Origin of the sequence: Streptomyces sp. NPDC127117 (assembly GCF_042677325.1) — a bacterium.
Classification (GTDB): domain Bacteria; phylum Actinomycetota; class Actinomycetes; order Streptomycetales; family Streptomycetaceae; genus Streptomyces.
Genome location: NZ_JBHXTM010000034.1, coordinates 1 through 14391 on the forward strand (window position 1 = coordinate 1; position 14391 = coordinate 14391).

The following is a 14391-nucleotide window of genomic DNA, read 5'->3' on the forward strand; positions in this document are numbered from 1 at the left end:
CCGGCGCGGACGGCGGGCACGATCGTGAAGGACGAGGGTGAGGGCGGCCGCCTGCTGGCGGAGTTCCTGGCGGGCCAGAAGTTCATCTGATCCCGTCCCCGGCCCGTCCGGGTTCCGGCCCGGTTCGGGTTCGGGTTCTGGGTTCTGGGTTCTGGTCGTAGTTTCCGTTTCCCCCTGTTTCTTCGTTACTCGCAGGAGATTGAAGTCCCATGGCTGAAGTTCTGGTTTTTGTCGATCACGTGGACGGTGCGGTTCGTAAGCCCACGCTGGAGCTGCTGACGCTGGCGCGTCGGATCGGTGAGCCGGTGGCGCTCGCGGTGGGTGCCGGTGCGGCGGGTACGGCCGCGGTGCTGGCGGAGCACGGTGCGGTGCGGGTGCTGACGGCGGAGGCCGCCGAGTTCGCCGATTATCTGGTCGTGCCGAAGGTGGATGCGCTGCAGGCCGCGTACGCGGTGGTGTCGCCGGTGGCGGTGCTGGTGCCGTCGTCGGCGGAGGGCAAGGAGATCGCGGCGCGGCTCGCGGTGCGGATCGGTTCGGGTCTGATCACCGATGCGGTGGATCTGGAGGCCGGTGAGCAGGGTCCGGTCGCCACGCAGGCCGTGTTCGCCGCGTCGTTCACGACGCGGTCGCGGGTGTCGCGGGGTACGCCGGTGATCACGGTGAAGCCGAACTCGGCGCCGGTCGAGGCGGCTCCGGCCGCCGGTGCGGTCGAGGTCGTGGCGGTGGAGTTCTCGGAGCAGGCCACGGGCACGAAGGTGACCGCGCGTACGCCGCGTGAGTCGACGGGCCGTCCGGAGCTGACCGAGGCCGCGATCGTGGTGTCGGGCGGCCGCGGGGTCAACGGTGCGGAGAACTTCGCGCTGATCGAGGCGCTCGCGGACTCGCTGGGTGCCGCGGTGGGTGCTTCGCGTGCGGCGGTGGACGCGGGCTGGTACCCGCATTCCAACCAGGTCGGGCAGACGGGCAAGTCGGTGTCGCCGCAGCTGTACATCGCGTCGGGGATCTCGGGCGCGATCCAGCACCGGGCCGGGATGCAGACCTCGAAGACGATCGTCGCGATCAACAAGGACGCCGAGGCCCCGATCTTCGACCTCGTCGACTACGGCGTCGTCGGCGACCTCTTCCAGGTCGTCCCCCAGCTCACCGACGAGGTCAAGTCCCGCAAGGGCTGACCCGCAACACCCCCCCCTCTCCTTCCCGACGGTCCGGGGCCGCCGGGGGGACACCCCCACGCCGGGCCCCGCGCCGCCGGGGCCCCCCCCCCCCGCACGGCCCCGGACCGTTTCCGATCACCATTGACGCGGGTCCGACGGCCTTATAGCTTCACTATACGGATTGTTGATTCCGGGAAGCGGAAACAGCGTGACTGTGGAGGGTGTGGAAATGGGTCAGCAGGAGAAGGTGGCAACGAGCCTCGCCGGTGCGGTCAGCGAGGAGATCAGCGCCTCCCTCACCGCGGTCGACGCCGAGCTCGCACGCCGCTACCCGGGAGACCCGGGCACGCGCCAGCCGGTCCACACGGTCTACGTACCCGGCGACGCGTTCACCGCGGGCACCATCCGCTCCTGGGGCGACCAGGCCCTGCAGGCCCTCGACGAGCACGCCCCCGACGCCGCCTCGTTCGCCGCCGTCCTCGGCATCCCGGACGAGCTCGCCGGGCCCGTCCACGACCGGGTGCGCGCCAAGCTGGAGCGCGAGCCGGTCGAGGACCTCCGCATCGACTTCGAGGACGGCTACGGCCCCCGCCCCGACGCGGAGGAGGACGAGGCCGCCGCCCGCGCCGCCCGACTGGTCTCGCAGGCGTACGCGAACGGCACCGCGGCCCCGTACATGGGCATCCGGATGAAGTGCATGGAGGCTGCCGTACGCGACCGCGGCATCCGCACCACGGACATCTTCCTCACCGGCCTGACGCAGGCCGGCGGCCTGCCCGACGGGCTGGTCCTCACGCTCCCCAAGGTGACGTACCCCGAGCAGGTCACCGCCTTCGTCCGGCTGCTCGAAGCGTTCGAGGAGGCGCACGGGCTGCCCGCCGGCCGGCTCGGCTTCGAGATCCAGATCGAGACGAGCCAGTCCATCCTCGCCGCCGACGGCACCGCCGCCGTCGCCCGCATGATCGACGCGGCGCGCGGCCGGGCCACCGGCCTGCACTACGGCACCTTCGACTACAGCGCCTGTGTCGGCGTCAGCGCCGCCTATCAGGCCAGCGACCACCCGGCCGCCGACCACGCCAAGGCCGTCATGCAGGTAGCCGCCGCGGGCACCGGCGTACGGGTCTCGGACGGCTCCACCAACGTCCTTCCGGTCGGCCCCACGCCCCGGGTCCACGAGGCCTGGCGGCTCCACTACGGCCTCACCCGCCGCGCCCTGGCCCGCGCCTACTACCAGGGCTGGGACATGCACCCGGGCCACCTGCCGACCCGGTACGCGGCCGTCTACACCTTCTACCGCGAAGGCCTGGAGCAGGCCGCCGCCCGCCTCGCCGCGTACGTGGCCAAGGCCGGTGGCGACGTCATGGACGAGCCCGCCACCGCCAAGGCCCTCAGCGGCTACCTGCTGCGCGGCATCGACTGCGGAGCCCTGGACACCGCCGAGGTCGCCCGGCTGACGGGTCTGACGCGGGACGACCTGGACGCCTTCGCCTCGCCGCGGCGAGGAGGGCTGACGGTGACGGCACCGTAAGGCGCGGGCTCCGGCCCCTGCCGCCCGCCCCTGCTCAGACGGGCGGCAGTTCGCCGGAGCCGCGGGGGATGAGCGACGTCGGCAGCTCGACCCGCGCCGGGGCGTGGTCCGCGCCGTCCAGGCGGCGGAAGAGGTGCTCGGCCGCCGTGCGGCCCACGGCCGCGGCGTCCTGGGAGATGACGGTGATGCCGAGCAGATCGGCGAGCTCGATGTCGTCGAAGCCGACCAGGGCGATCCGGCGGTCCTGCTCCGCCAGTACGCGGACCACGGTGACCGTCACACGGTTGTTGCCGGCGAAGAGGGCCGTCACCGGCTCCGGGCCCGCGAGCATCGCCTCGGCGGCCGCCCTGACCCGCGCGGGCTCGGTGGAGCCGAGCGAGACCCAGGAGTCGTCGACGGTGATCCCGGCGTCCGACATCGCCGCGTGATACCCGCGCAGCCGCTCCGTCGCGGTGTGGATACGCGGCTGGTCACCGATGAAGCCGATCCGCCGGTGGCCGTGCGCGATCAGATGGGCGACGCCCTCGCACGCGCCGCCGAAGCTGTCGGAGAGCACCATGTCGGCGTCGATCCGGCCCGCCGGGCGGTCCACGAAGACGGTGGCGACGCCCGCCTTTATCTCCGGCTCCAGATAGCGGTGGTCGTCACCGGCGGGGATCACGATCAGCCCGTCCACCCGGCGTGCGCACAGCGCGAGCACCAACTCCTGCTCGCGTTCCGGGTCCTCGGCGCTCGACCCGTTGATGAGCAGGGCGCCGTGTGCGCGGGCGACCTCCTCCACGGCGCGGCTCAGCGGCCCGTAGAACGGGTCCGCGAGATCCTCCAGGACCAGGCCGATCGAGGCGGTGCGGCCCTTGCGCAGGACGCGCGCGCTGTCGTTGCGCCGGAAGCCGAGCGCCTCGATCGCCTCCTGGACCCGGCGCTCGGTGTCGGGAGTCACCCCCGGCTCACTGTTGACCACGCGCGAGACCGTCTTGAGCCCTACTCCGGCGCGGGCGGCCACGTCCTTCATGGTCGGCCGGTTGCCGTAACGGGTCTCGGAGTGACGGGCGGTCTCGGCCACGGTGCGCTGTCCTGTCCTCGGGTGCGGGAGGGTCCGGCGGATCCGTGGACGGTGCCACGGGGCGGCCGGAGGCTGTGCCGACGAGCATAGGCCCTGGACAACGTTGTCAGCTGAATGGAGACTGGGCAGACTGTTCTCCCGAAGCCGCAGGTCCCCGCCCTCTACTCACGGAGCCACACCGATGCATACCGACCTCGTCGCCGCGCTGGACATCGGCGGCACCAAGATCGCCGCCGCGTTGGTGGACGGCGGCGGCTCGCTCCTCGTACGGGCGCAGCGGCCGACGCCCGCCCGCGAGGGCGCCGAGGCGGTGATGGGTGCGGTGACGGAGGTCCTCGCCGAGCTGTCCGGCTCTCCGCTGTGGGAGCGGGCGACAGCGGTCGGCATCGGCAGCGCGGGTCCGGTCGACGCCTCGGCCGGTACGGTCAGCCCGGTCAACGTCCCCGGCTGGCGGGACTTCCCGCTGGTGGAGCGGGTCGGCAAGACGGTCGGCGGGCTGCCGGTCGAGCTGGTCGGCGACGGGGTCGCGATGACGGCGGCCGAGCACTGGCTGGGCGCCGCCCGCGGCTACGACAACGCGCTCTGCATGGTCGTGTCGACCGGTGTCGGTGGCGGGCTCGTCCTCGGCGGCAAGCTCCACCCCGGCCCCACGGGCAACGCCGGGCACATCGGCCATGTCTGTGTGGACCTGGACGGCGACCCCTGCCCGTGCGGTTCGCGCGGCTGTGTCGAGCGCATCGCCAGCGGCCCGAACATCGCCCGCCGGGCGCTGGAGGCGGGCTGGCGGCCCGGACCGGACGGCGATGCCTCGGCCGCCGCGGTGGCCGCCGCGGCACGCGCCGGGGACCGGATCGCCATCGCTTCGTTCGAGCGTGCCGCCCAGGCACTGGCCGCCGGGATCGCCGCCACCGCCACGCTCGTCGAGATCGACATCGCGGTGATCGGCGGGGGAGTGGCCGGTGCGGGCGACATCCTCTTCACGCCGCTGCGCCGGGCCCTGCGCCAGTACGCCACGCTCTCCTTCATCCGGCAGATCGAGGTGGCCCCGGCGGTGATGGGCACCGACGCGGGGCTGGTCGGCGCGGCCGCCGCCGCGGCGCGGGTGGGGCCGGGCGCAGCGGTGGCCGGGCAGGGCTGACCAGGAGCGGCCGGCGAATCGTGCGCCGGGCGGGTTCCCGGAGGCGATGCCCCGGAAACCCGCCGTCGCGCTCTGCGGGTCAGCAGGTGATCCGCAGGTCCGCCCAGTCCGCGTGGTCGGAATCGACACCGTCCCCGCCGTCGGTGACCACCAGACTCACCACCTGCGCACCGCTCACGTCCGCGGTGATGGGCCGGGCGGGCATCGCGTTGGTCAGTACGCCGCTCGACGCCACCTGTGTACCGTCGGCCCGGACCTCGAAGGAGACCGACCCCTTCGCGCCCTTCTCGTCGTCGACACCGACCTGAGCCGTAACGGCCTCGCATGCCCTGCCGGTGTAGAACTCGACGGCGCTGTCGGCGTGCACGCCGAGGCCCTTGGCGAAGACCGTGCCGCCGATCGTCAGCGGATTCCCGTCGCCCGCACCGCTCTCACCGTTGCTGGTGTCCTTCTCGACCGGGCCCCAGCCGTTGGCCGCCGAGAGCTGCGGCAGATCGCTCAGGAAGCCGCCGCCCGCCGGTGGCGCGACCACCACATGGGCCCGGAGCGGGACCGTGGAACTCACCCGTGTCCCGGCCGGTGAGCGGTACTGGACCTTGAACGTCAGGTCGTACGCACCGGTGGCGTCCGCGGGGGCCGTCACCTGCCAGCGGGTGGTCAGGGACCGGCCGGTCGGCAGGACCGGTGAACCGGTCGGCGACACCGCCTTCAGCTGCCAGCCCGAGGGGCCGGTGAGCAGCGCCGCGACCTTCCTGGCGGGGGTACGGCCCAGATCGGTGACCTTCGTGGTCAGCGTGGCGTTGCGTCCGGACTCGATCAACGGGCGTGATTCCAGACCGAGTTCCACGGCGGGCGGCTGCGCGGCCCACTTGCCGTCGGCGGCGACCCGCAGCAGCACGGTCCCGTGCGCCGGGACGGTCGCGGCCAGGGTGCCCGCCGTGTTGTAGGACTTGTGCTCCCACAGGTCGCGCATCGTGTACCCGTCGGCCTTCGGCAGCCCGACCTCCTCGGCCGTCGTCGCGATGCGCTGGGTGCTGCCGGTCTCGTTGAACAGGGCGACCGCGCGGCTGCCGTCCCGCATCTCCTTGGCGACCACCCAGCGTCCGCCGGCGGAGGAGAGCACGGTGCCCTGCTTGCCCAGCAGGTCCTGATCGACCGCGATGACCTCGTGGTTGGAGAGGATCTCGAAGGTCTCCGCGCTCGCCTTGCGAAGATCGGAGCCGATGAGCAGCGGCGCCGCCATCACGGACCACATGGAGAAGTGGGTGCGGTACTCCGTGTCCGTCATGCCGCCGTTGCCGACCTCCAGCATGTCGGGGTCGTTCCAGTGACCGGGCCCGGCAGCGGCAGCGAGGGGCAGGTTCTGCTTCATGATCGACAGCATGCTGCCCCAGCTGTCGTTGATGTCGCCTGTGGTGCGCCAGAGGTTGCCGAGCTCGCCGGCCCACTCCCAGGGCTTGTTCTCGCCCCATTCACAGATGCTGTAGACGATCGGGCGGCCGGTCGCCGCGAGCGCGTCCCGCATCGTCGTATAGCGCTTCTTCGCGTCGACGCCCTGGTTGTTGCAGTTGTCGTACTTCAGATAGTCGATGCCCCAGTCCGCGAACTGCTGCGCGTCACTGAACTCATGGCCCAGTGCGCCCGGGAGTCCCACGCTGTCGCAGGTCTTGGTGCCCGCGCTGGTGTAGATGCCGATTTTGAGGCCCTTGGAGTGGACATAGTCCGCGACGGCCTTGATCCCGTTCGGGAAGCGCTGCGGATCGGCCTCCAGTTCTCCGTCCGCGTTGCGCTGCGGTTTTGCCCAGCAGTCGTCGAGATTGACGTACTGATAGCCCGCCGCCTTGAGGCCCTTCTCGACGAAGATGTCGGCGATTCCCTTGACCATCGACTCATCGAACTCGGCGCGGCAGTGCGTCGAGTTCCAATTGTTGAAACCCATCGGCGGGGTGAGCGCAAGGCCGTTTCCGGACTGCCCGGTCACGGCGGGAGCGGGCCCCGGCGCGGGCGAGTTCGCGACGGCGGGAACAGTCGTTCCCGCGGCGCACAGCAGCCCGGCCATCAGCGCTCCGATGACTCCACGACGGCTGGTTCGGGTTGTACGGGTTGGAAGATGACGCATCGTTACGTTCCTCCATACTCGTCCATGATCGGATGACAGCATGTGCACGCCAAAGCGTGCGATTACGTTAGGGCGTGTTGAAGTCTGTTGGAAGAGGAGTGGCGGCGGTTGCCCGGTTTCTCGTCAAAACCCTTGACGGCACCATGACTTGGGGGTGAGATCCAATCGCACGTTCGGTTGTGTTGGGTTGCATCTCCGGAGGAGTGGGGCATGACGCAGTCTGATTACGACAGGTCAGGTGTGCCGGGCAGTGTCGCGGGACATCGGATGTCCCGACGAAGTCTGCTGCGTGGTGCGGCCGTCGGCGCCGGAGCGGTGGCGCTTCCCGCGCTGCTCACCGCCTGTGGAAGCGGCCCCGGCGGCGACGGGAAGACGATCACTCTGGGGTCCAATTCCTCCGACCCGGTTCCGAAGAAGGCATTCGCCGATGCGTTCGCCGCGTACGAGGCGCAGTCGGACGGGCGGAAGGTGAAGGTCAACACCGTCGACCACAACACCTTTCAGGAGAACATCAACCGGTATCTGCAGGGCAAGCCGGACGACGTCTTCATGTGGTTCGCCGGGAACCGGATGCAATTCTTCGCGGAAAAGGGACTGCTGCACGACATCAGCGACAACTGGCAGCGCTACAAAGGCTTCTCGGCCGCGCTGAAGGCCCAGTCCACCGGCGCCGACGGCAAGCAGTACCTCACGCCGTACTACTACTATCCGTGGGCCGTCTTCCACCGCAAGAGCCTGTTCGCCGACCGCGGCTATCAGGCGCCGAAGACGCTCGACGAATACGTGGCGCTCGCCAAGCGGATGCAGAAGGACAAGCTCGATCCCATCGCGTTCTGCGACAAGGACGGCTGGCCCGCCATGGGCACCTTCGACTACATCGACATGCGGACCAACGGCTACGAATTCCACAAGAGCCTCATGGCGGGCGAGGTCGCCTGGACCGACAAGCGGGTCAGGGAGGTGTTCGACACCTGGCGCCGGCTCCTCCCGTACTGCCAGCAGGGGGCCAACGGCCGTACCTGGCAGGAGGCCGCCAACAGCCTCCAGAAGAAGGAGGCCGGCATGGCCGTCTTCGGGCTGCCGCACCCCGGCGCCCAGTTCCCCAAGGGCGAGCAGGGCGACATCGACTTCTTCCCCTTCCCCGTGATCAACCCGGAGCACGGGCAGGACGCGGTGGAGGCACCCATCGACGGCTTCCTGCTGGCCAAGAAGTCGAAGAACCTCAAGAACGACAAGAGCCTGGAGAGCGCCAAGGACCTGCTCATGTGGCTGGCCACCGGGAAGGCCGAGGACATCTACCTGAAGAGCGACCCGAACAACATCGCGGTCAGCGACCAGGCGGACATCTCCGCGTACTCGCCGCTCCAGAAGAAGGCCGTTGAGCTGGTCTCCGGGGCCAAGCAGATCTCCCAGTTCCTGGACCGGGACACCAGGCCGGACTTCTCCTCCACGGTCATGATCCCCGCGATCCAGAAGTTCATCAGCGATCCGAACGACGTGGACGGCCTGGTCAACGACATCGAGCGGCAGAAGAAGACCATCTTCGCCGCGGACTGACCCCGGACGACCCGATGGCAATCCGACCGAACCTGGAGTACCGATCGTGTCGTTCATCCCGGCCCGGCGCACCGGACGGCGAGTCCCCCGGCGGTTCACCGGCCGCGACCTCGCCGTACTCGGTGTGCTGCTCGGCATACCCGTACTGCTCGACATCGCCATCGTCTGGGGACCGACCCTCGCCTCCGTGGTGCTCTCCTTCACCGGCTGGGACGGCATCGGTGACATCAAGTGGGTGGGTACGCAGAACTACGAGAACCTCTTCACCAACTACCCGCAGTTCTGGCCCGCGGCCCGGCACAATCTGCTCTGGCTCGCCTTCCTCGGCCTGGTCGCCACCCCCTTCGGACTGCTGCTGGCCGTGCTGATCGACCGGGGGGTGCGCTTCAGCCGCTTCTACCAGTCGACGCTGTACATGCCGGTCGTGCTGTCGCTCGCCGTGGTCGGATTCATCGCCCAGCTGGTCTTCTCCCGCGACCAGGGCGCCCTCAACGCGGTCATCGGCGACACGGGTTCACCGACGGACTGGCTCGGCGACCCGGACCTCAACATCTGGATGGTCCTGCTCGCCGCCGCCTGGCGGCACACCGGCTATGTGATGATCCTCTACCTCGCCGGGCTGAAGGCCGTCGACCCCTCGCTGAAGGAGGCCGCGGCGATCGACGGGGCGGGCGAGGCCCAGACCTTCTTCCGCATCGTCCTGCCCACCCTGCGACCGGTCAACGTCATCGTCGGCGTCATCACCGTCATCGAGTCCCTGCGCGCGTTCGACATCGTGTACGCGGTCAACCACGGCCGCAACGGGCTCGAACTGCTCTCGGTGCTCGTCACCGACAACATCATCGGCGAGGCCAGCCGGATCGGCTTCGGCTCCGCCATCGCCGTCGTCCTGCTGACCGTCTCCCTGGGATTCGTCGTGACGTACCTGGTCCAGGAGCTCCGAGGGGAGAGGAACCGTTGACCGTGCAAGCCACCCCCGCCCGTCCCGCCGCCCGGCGCCGGACCCGCCCCGGCCGGATCGGCGTCCACGCCTTCCTGATGGCGGTCTCCCTCGCCTTCCTCGCCCCGCTCCTGCTCGCGGTGTACGCGTCGCTGCGCCCGTACGACGAGACCGCCGAGCACGGCTACTTCTCCCTGCCGCGCCATCTCTCCCTGGACTACTACCGTCAGGCGTTCTCCGACTCCGGCATGACGAAGTACTTCGTCAACACCATGATCATCGCGGTCCCGGGGGTACTCGTCACCCTCTTCCTCGCCTCGTTCGTGGCCTTCGCGCTGGCACGCCTGAAGATGCGTGGCGGGCTCGTCCTGCTGATGCTCTTCACCGCCGGGAACCTGCTGCCGCAGCAGGTCATCGTGACGCCCCTGTACGTGGTGTTCAACCGCATCCCGCTGCCCTACTGGATGTCCGACTCGATGACGATGTACGACTCGTACTGGGCCGTCGTCGCCGTCCAGGTCGGATTCCAGCTCGGCTTCTGCGTCTTCGTCCTGGCCAACTTCATGCGCACCCTGCCGCAGGAGATCCTGGAGGCGGCCGTCGTCGACGGCGCGGGCGTCTGGACCCGGTACTGGCGGATCACCCTGCCGCTCTGCCGCCCGGCCCTGGCCGCGCTCGGCACGCTCCAGTTCACCTGGATGTACAACGACTTCCTGTGGGCGCTGGTCTTCATCTCCGACGGCGACAAGCTCCCCATCACCTCGGCGCTGAACAACCTCAGGGGCCAGTTCTTCACGGACTACAACCTGCTCGCCGCGGGCTCGGTGATCGTCGCCCTGCCCACGATCGTGGTCTTCCTGCTGCTCCAGCGCCACTTCATCGCGGGCCTCACCCTCGGGTCCAGCAAGGGGTAGCCGCCGGACCCGAGGGAGCGGGACCGCTCAGGGCGGGCGGCTATTCGCAGGCGACCCCGTCCCCGTCCCGGTCGAGGTGGCGACCGTAGCCGGGCTCGCCCGCGTGGATGGGCGCGGCGCCGGCCGCGCGCACGGCGGTGCAGTTGGCGTAGTACGTACTGGAGCTGCCCCCGCCCGAACCGGATCCGCCGGAGGAGCCGTCGTCCTCGGCCGCGGGCGGGACGGTCACCCTGACGGTGCGGGTCTTCGTGACGGTCGGCGCCGGCTCCGGGCTCGCGGTCACCGTCTCGGTGACCGTCGGCGCCGGGGTGGCCGTCACCGTGGCCGTCGCGGTCACCGTCGCGGACGGTGCGGCCTTCGCGGAGGCGGTCTTCTGTGCCGCGGCGGGATCGTCCGCGGCCCCGATGCCCACGCCCACGAGGAACAGGACGACGGCGGCCGGGATCGCTATCCGCTTCCGTGCCCACTTCGGACGGCGGTCCGGCAGCGCGGGCGGTCCGTACGGGGTGCTGCCGGGCGGCGGGGGCGGCGGTCCCCACGGCGGTTGCTGACTTTGAGACATATGTCCCCCCTGGTGTGGCTCATGGAGAGATGACCGTAACGGTCCCGTCGAGTGCCCAGGATTCGAATATTCCGGTGGTGATGAAATCGTGATGACGGAGTGGAAGGGCTGTGGCTGACCGGAGGTCGTCCGGAGATCGCGGCAGCTCGCGGTGGCGCCGGCGGCGGACGGCCGCCGGTTCCGCCCGGGAAACAGGCATCGCCACAACCGGGTTTTCGCGGCAGGGTGTTGCGGGCAAGCCACAGGGGGCTACGGAAGAGGGGGAACCGTGATCGTCTGGATCAACGGTGCGTTCGGCGTGGGCAAGACGAGCGCCGCGCGTGAACTGATCGATCTGATCCCGAACAGCACCTTCTACGACCCCGAACTGACCGGCGCGGGACTGCGACAGCTGCTGCCGCAGAAGACACTTGCCGAGGTGACGGACTTCCAGGACCTGCCGATCTGGCGGCGTCTGGTGGTGGACACCGCGGCGGCCCTGCTCGCCGAGGTGTCCGGTGTGCTGGTGGTGCCGATGACTCTGCTGAGGCAGGAGTACCGCGACGAGATCTTCGGAGGGCTGGCCTCCCGGCGCATCGCGGTGCGTCATGTCCTGCTCTCGACCGAGGAAACGATCCTGCGCAAACGGATCGCCGACCGCGTGGAGTATCCCGACGACCCGGCACACAGCGACCGGGTACGGCAGTGGGCCCGCCAGCACATCGAGCCGTACCGGGCGGCACTCGGCTGGCTCACCCGGGACGCCCACGCCATCGACACCGGCGCGCTCACCCCGTACGAGACGGCCGAGCGCATCGCCGAGGCGGTCGGCAGCGGCGCCGCCACCCCGTGCGAGATAGTGCAGACACCCGAACCGACCGCGGAGACCGTGGCGGCCGGCGTCCTGCTCTTCGACGAGCACGACCGGGTGCTGCTCGTCGACCCGACGTACAAGCCCGGCTGGGAGTTCCCCGGCGGAGTCGTCGAGTCCGGCGAGGCACCGGCCCAGGCCGGGATCCGTGAGGTTGCCGAGGAGATAGGCATCCGTCTCGACCGGGTGCCCAAGCTCCTCGTCGTCGACTGGGAGGCGCCCCGGCCGCCCGGCTACGGAGGTCTGCGGCTGCTCTTCGACGGCGGCCTGCTGACCGGTGCGGACGCCGAACGGCTGCTGCTGCCCGGCTCCGAACTGCGCGGCTGGCGGTTCGTCACCGAGGAAGAAGCGGCCACCATGCTGCCCCCGACCCGGTACGAACGCCTTCGCTGGGCGCTGCGGGCCCGGGAGCGGTCAGCCGTGCTCAATCTGGAGGCGGGCGTCCCGGTCGGCTGAGGCGCGCGGCAGCGCGGGGGCATCCGCGGTGAGCGGTTCGCCGTGCCCGAAGCAGACCGTGGCCGGCTCCAGCACGGCCGGCCGCCGGAAGGAGGCCACGGCCCGCGCCCGGTCGATGTTCAGGACGCCCGGCATCACCCGGTCGACCCTGGCCACGGTGTCCCCGTTGAACAGCACGCCGTGCCGCGGAAGATGGATCGCGATGGAGTTGGGGTGTGACCGGGGGTGTGGACCACCCGTGCCCCCGGTCCGACGCGGCCCGGGTCCAGGCCCGGATCGCGCACCGCCCCCTCGATCGCGGGCGCGGCGTCGATGTCACCCGCGTCGATCGGGGTGAGGCCCGCACCGTCCTGCCACGGATACGCCTGACCGATGGGGAAGCGGAACATGTGCAGTCGGGGGAGTACCTCGACGACATCCACGCGGCGAACGTACGTGGACGTGCCGGCCCGCCGGGCGGATCTACGTTCTGGACGGGATTCGCCGAGCGCGCATCGGGTCCGAAACCGCCCCGGAACCCGCGGACCGGAAGGCCGCAGGGTGCCGGGGCGGTGACGAGGTGTCAGACCTGCTTGGATTCCGCGTAGTTGCGCAGGAACAGGGCCTCGGCGATCGACAGCCGCTCCAGCTCCTGGGGCGACACGCTCTCGTTCACCGCGTGGATCTGCGCCTCCGGCTCGCTCAGGCCGATCAGCAGGATCTCGGCCTCCGGGTACAGGGCGGCGAGGGTGTTGCAGAGCGGGATCGAGCCGCCCATGCCGGACGTCTGCATCCTCTCGCCCGGGTACGCGGTCTCCATCGCCCGGGCCATCGACGTGTACGCCGGGCTTGAGGTGTCGGCGCGGAACGGCTGGCCCTGGCCGACCTGTTCCACCGCGACCCGGGCGCCCCACGGGGCGTGCGCCTTCAGATGCGCGGTCAACAGCGCGGTCGCCTCGGCGGCGTCCTGGCCCGGCGGGACGCGCAGGCTGATCTGTGCCCGGGCGCTCGCCTGGAGCGAGGGCGTCGCGCCGACCACCGGCGGGCAGTCGATGCCGATGACGGTGACGGCCGGGCGGGCCCAGATGCGGTCGGCGACCGTGCCCGAGCCGATCAGCCCGACACCGTCGAGGACCTTCGCGTCCTTGCGGAACTCGGCCTCCGGGTACTGCAGTCCGTCCCACTCGGTGTCCGTGGCGAGCCCGTCGACGGTCGTGGTGCCGTCCTCGTCGCGCAGCGACGCCAGCAACTGGATCAGCGCGGCCAGCGCGTCCGGGGCGGCGCCGCCGAACTGCCCGGAGTGCAGGTTGCCTTCGAGGGTGTCCACGGAGACCCGCAGCATCGTCATGCCGCGCAGCGTCGCGGTGACCGTCGGCAGACCGACCCGGAAGTTGCCGGTGTCGCCGATGACGATGGTGTCGGCGGCCAGCAGCTCGGGGTGCGCCTCCGCGTACCGCTCCAGACCGCCGGTGCCCTGCTCCTCGGAACCCTCGGCGATCACCTTCACGGAGACCGGGACGCCGCCGTCGGCCTTGAGGGCGCGCAGGGCGAGCAGGTGCATGATGAACCCGCCCTTGCAGTCCGCGGAGCCGCGGCCGTACCAGCGGCCGTCCCGCTCCGTCAGCTCGAACGGGGGCGAGAGCCAGGCGGACTCGTCGAGCGGCGGCTGCACGTCGTAGTGCGCGTAGAGCAGTACGGTCGGGGCGCCGGCCGGGCCGGGCAGGAAGCCGTAGACCGACCGGGTGCCGTCGGGGGTGTCGAGAAGGGCGACATCCTGGAAGTCCTCGGCGCGCAGCGCGTCGGCGACCCAGTCGGCGGCCGCCTCGCACTCGCTCTTCGGGAACTGCGCGGGATCCGCCACCGACTGGAAGGCCACCAGCTCGGCCAGCTCCGCCTTGGCGCGGGGCATCAGCGAGGCAATGGTCTCGGAAATCGGACGGGCGGTCATGGGCACGCTCCTCGTGGGTGCGACGTTATGTGTACGAATCCGGCCACATGCGCACCGAGTGTGCGGCGTCGCATGCGGGACGAACGTACGGTCGATCCTCCCACAGCGGGGGCCGGGAGCAACGCGCCGTAGGATGCCGTGAGCAGCATGGGCCACTGGTGGGATCGGGAGCAGAAGCACATC

11 protein-coding genes and 2 pseudogenes are annotated in these 14391 nt (G+C 70.5%); 8 read left to right on the forward strand and 5 right to left on the reverse strand.

Annotated features, from left to right (window positions below; all coding sequences use genetic code 11):
• The 3 genes and pseudogenes from ACFVH0_RS26655 to ACFVH0_RS26665 form a co-directional block, all read left to right on the forward strand.
• Positions 1-90, forward strand: a pseudogene (locus ACFVH0_RS26655) (electron transfer flavoprotein subunit beta); the annotation flags it as partial.
• 119 nt (positions 91-209) lie between these two features.
• Entirely contained in the window at positions 210-1172 is a 963-nt protein-coding gene (locus tag ACFVH0_RS26660; RefSeq protein WP_385824092.1) for an electron transfer flavoprotein subunit alpha/FixB family protein, read from the forward strand.
• A gap of 211 nt (positions 1173-1383) precedes the next feature.
• A complete protein-coding gene (locus ACFVH0_RS26665; RefSeq protein WP_385824094.1) occupies positions 1384-2682 on the forward strand; it encodes a DUF6986 family protein in 1299 nt (432 codons plus the stop codon).
• 34 nt (positions 2683-2716) lie between these two features.
• On the opposite strand, the gene ACFVH0_RS26670 is transcribed toward ACFVH0_RS26665, so the two are convergent.
• Positions 2717-3745 (reverse strand): LacI family DNA-binding transcriptional regulator, encoded by a 1029-nt coding sequence (locus tag ACFVH0_RS26670; RefSeq protein WP_385824096.1) that lies wholly within the window; start codon positions 3743-3745, stop codon positions 2717-2719.
• Positions 3746-3926: 181 nt separating this feature from the next.
• On the opposite strand from ACFVH0_RS26670, the gene ACFVH0_RS26675 reads away from it, so the two are divergent.
• Positions 3927-4883 carry an ROK family protein gene (locus ACFVH0_RS26675; protein ID WP_385824098.1) on the forward strand — a complete coding sequence of 319 codons (957 nt, stop codon included), beginning with the start codon at positions 3927-3929 and terminating at the stop codon, positions 4881-4883.
• Between the two features lie 79 nt (positions 4884-4962).
• Here ACFVH0_RS26675 and ACFVH0_RS26680 read toward each other — a convergent pair whose 3' ends face one another.
• Positions 4963-7002, reverse strand: a complete 2040-nt coding sequence (locus tag ACFVH0_RS26680; RefSeq protein WP_385824100.1) for an NPCBM/NEW2 domain-containing protein — start codon at positions 7000-7002, stop codon at positions 4963-4965.
• 267 nt (positions 7003-7269) lie between these two features.
• On the opposite strand from ACFVH0_RS26680, the gene ACFVH0_RS26685 reads away from it, so the two are divergent.
• Genes ACFVH0_RS26685 through ACFVH0_RS26695 form a run of 3 tightly spaced genes read left to right on the forward strand, consistent with a single transcriptional unit; the run spans position 7270 to position 10413 of the window.
• Positions 7270-8559 (forward strand): ABC transporter substrate-binding protein, encoded by a 1290-nt coding sequence (locus ACFVH0_RS26685; protein ID WP_385824204.1) that lies wholly within the window; start codon positions 7270-7272, stop codon positions 8557-8559.
• 46 nt (positions 8560-8605) lie between these two features.
• Positions 8606-9520, forward strand: a complete 915-nt coding sequence (locus ACFVH0_RS26690) for a carbohydrate ABC transporter permease (protein WP_385824101.1) — start codon at positions 8606-8608, stop codon at positions 9518-9520.
• On the forward strand, positions 9517-10413 hold the full coding sequence (locus ACFVH0_RS26695) for a carbohydrate ABC transporter permease (protein ID WP_385824103.1): 897 nt from the start codon (positions 9517-9519) through the stop codon (positions 10411-10413). Before ACFVH0_RS26690 ends, ACFVH0_RS26695 begins: the two co-directional genes overlap by 4 nt.
• A gap of 40 nt (positions 10414-10453) precedes the next feature.
• Here the strand turns inward: ACFVH0_RS26695 and ACFVH0_RS26700 are convergent, their stop codons facing one another.
• Positions 10454-10975, reverse strand: a complete 522-nt coding sequence (locus ACFVH0_RS26700) for an excalibur calcium-binding domain-containing protein (protein ID WP_385824105.1) — start codon at positions 10973-10975, stop codon at positions 10454-10456.
• Positions 10976-11243: 268 nt separating this feature from the next.
• On the opposite strand from ACFVH0_RS26700, the gene ACFVH0_RS26705 reads away from it, so the two are divergent.
• The gene (locus ACFVH0_RS26705; protein WP_385824107.1) at positions 11244-12281 is read left to right on the forward strand and encodes an NUDIX domain-containing protein; all 1038 of its coding nucleotides are present in this window, start codon (positions 11244-11246) and stop codon (positions 12279-12281) included.
• On the opposite strand, the pseudogene ACFVH0_RS26710 reads toward ACFVH0_RS26705, so the two are convergent.
• Positions 12240-12703 (reverse strand): annotated as a pseudogene (locus ACFVH0_RS26710) (MBL fold metallo-hydrolase). The gene ACFVH0_RS26705 and the pseudogene ACFVH0_RS26710 sit on opposite strands and share 42 nt — an antisense overlap.
• A gap of 140 nt (positions 12704-12843) precedes the next feature.
• Entirely contained in the window at positions 12844-14208 is a 1365-nt protein-coding gene (locus ACFVH0_RS26715; RefSeq protein ID WP_385824109.1) for a dipeptidase, read from the reverse strand.
• Positions 14209-14391 lie beyond the last annotated feature (183 nt).

Bases quoted from the DNA above. Each gene is read 5' to 3' on its own strand.
- ACFVH0_RS26660 (WP_385824092.1), top strand. From the start codon at position 210: ATGGCTGAAGTTCTGGTTTTTGTCGATCACGTGGACGGTGCGGTTCGT.
- ACFVH0_RS26665 (WP_385824094.1), top strand. From the start codon at position 1,384: ATGGGTCAGCAGGAGAAGGTGGCAACGAGCCTCGCCGGTGCGGTCAGC.
- ACFVH0_RS26675 (WP_385824098.1), top strand. From the start codon at position 3,927: ATGCATACCGACCTCGTCGCCGCGCTGGACATCGGCGGCACCAAGATC.
- ACFVH0_RS26680 (WP_385824100.1), bottom strand. From the start codon at position 7,002: ATGCGTCATCTTCCAACCCGTACAACCCGAACCAGCCGTCGTGGAGTC.
- ACFVH0_RS26685 (WP_385824204.1), top strand. From the start codon at position 7,270: ATGTCCCGACGAAGTCTGCTGCGTGGTGCGGCCGTCGGCGCCGGAGCG.
- ACFVH0_RS26700 (WP_385824105.1), bottom strand. From the start codon at position 10,975: ATGTCTCAAAGTCAGCAACCGCCGTGGGGACCGCCGCCCCCGCCGCCC.
- ACFVH0_RS26715 (WP_385824109.1), bottom strand. From the start codon at position 14,208: ATGACCGCCCGTCCGATTTCCGAGACCATTGCCTCGCTGATGCCCCGC.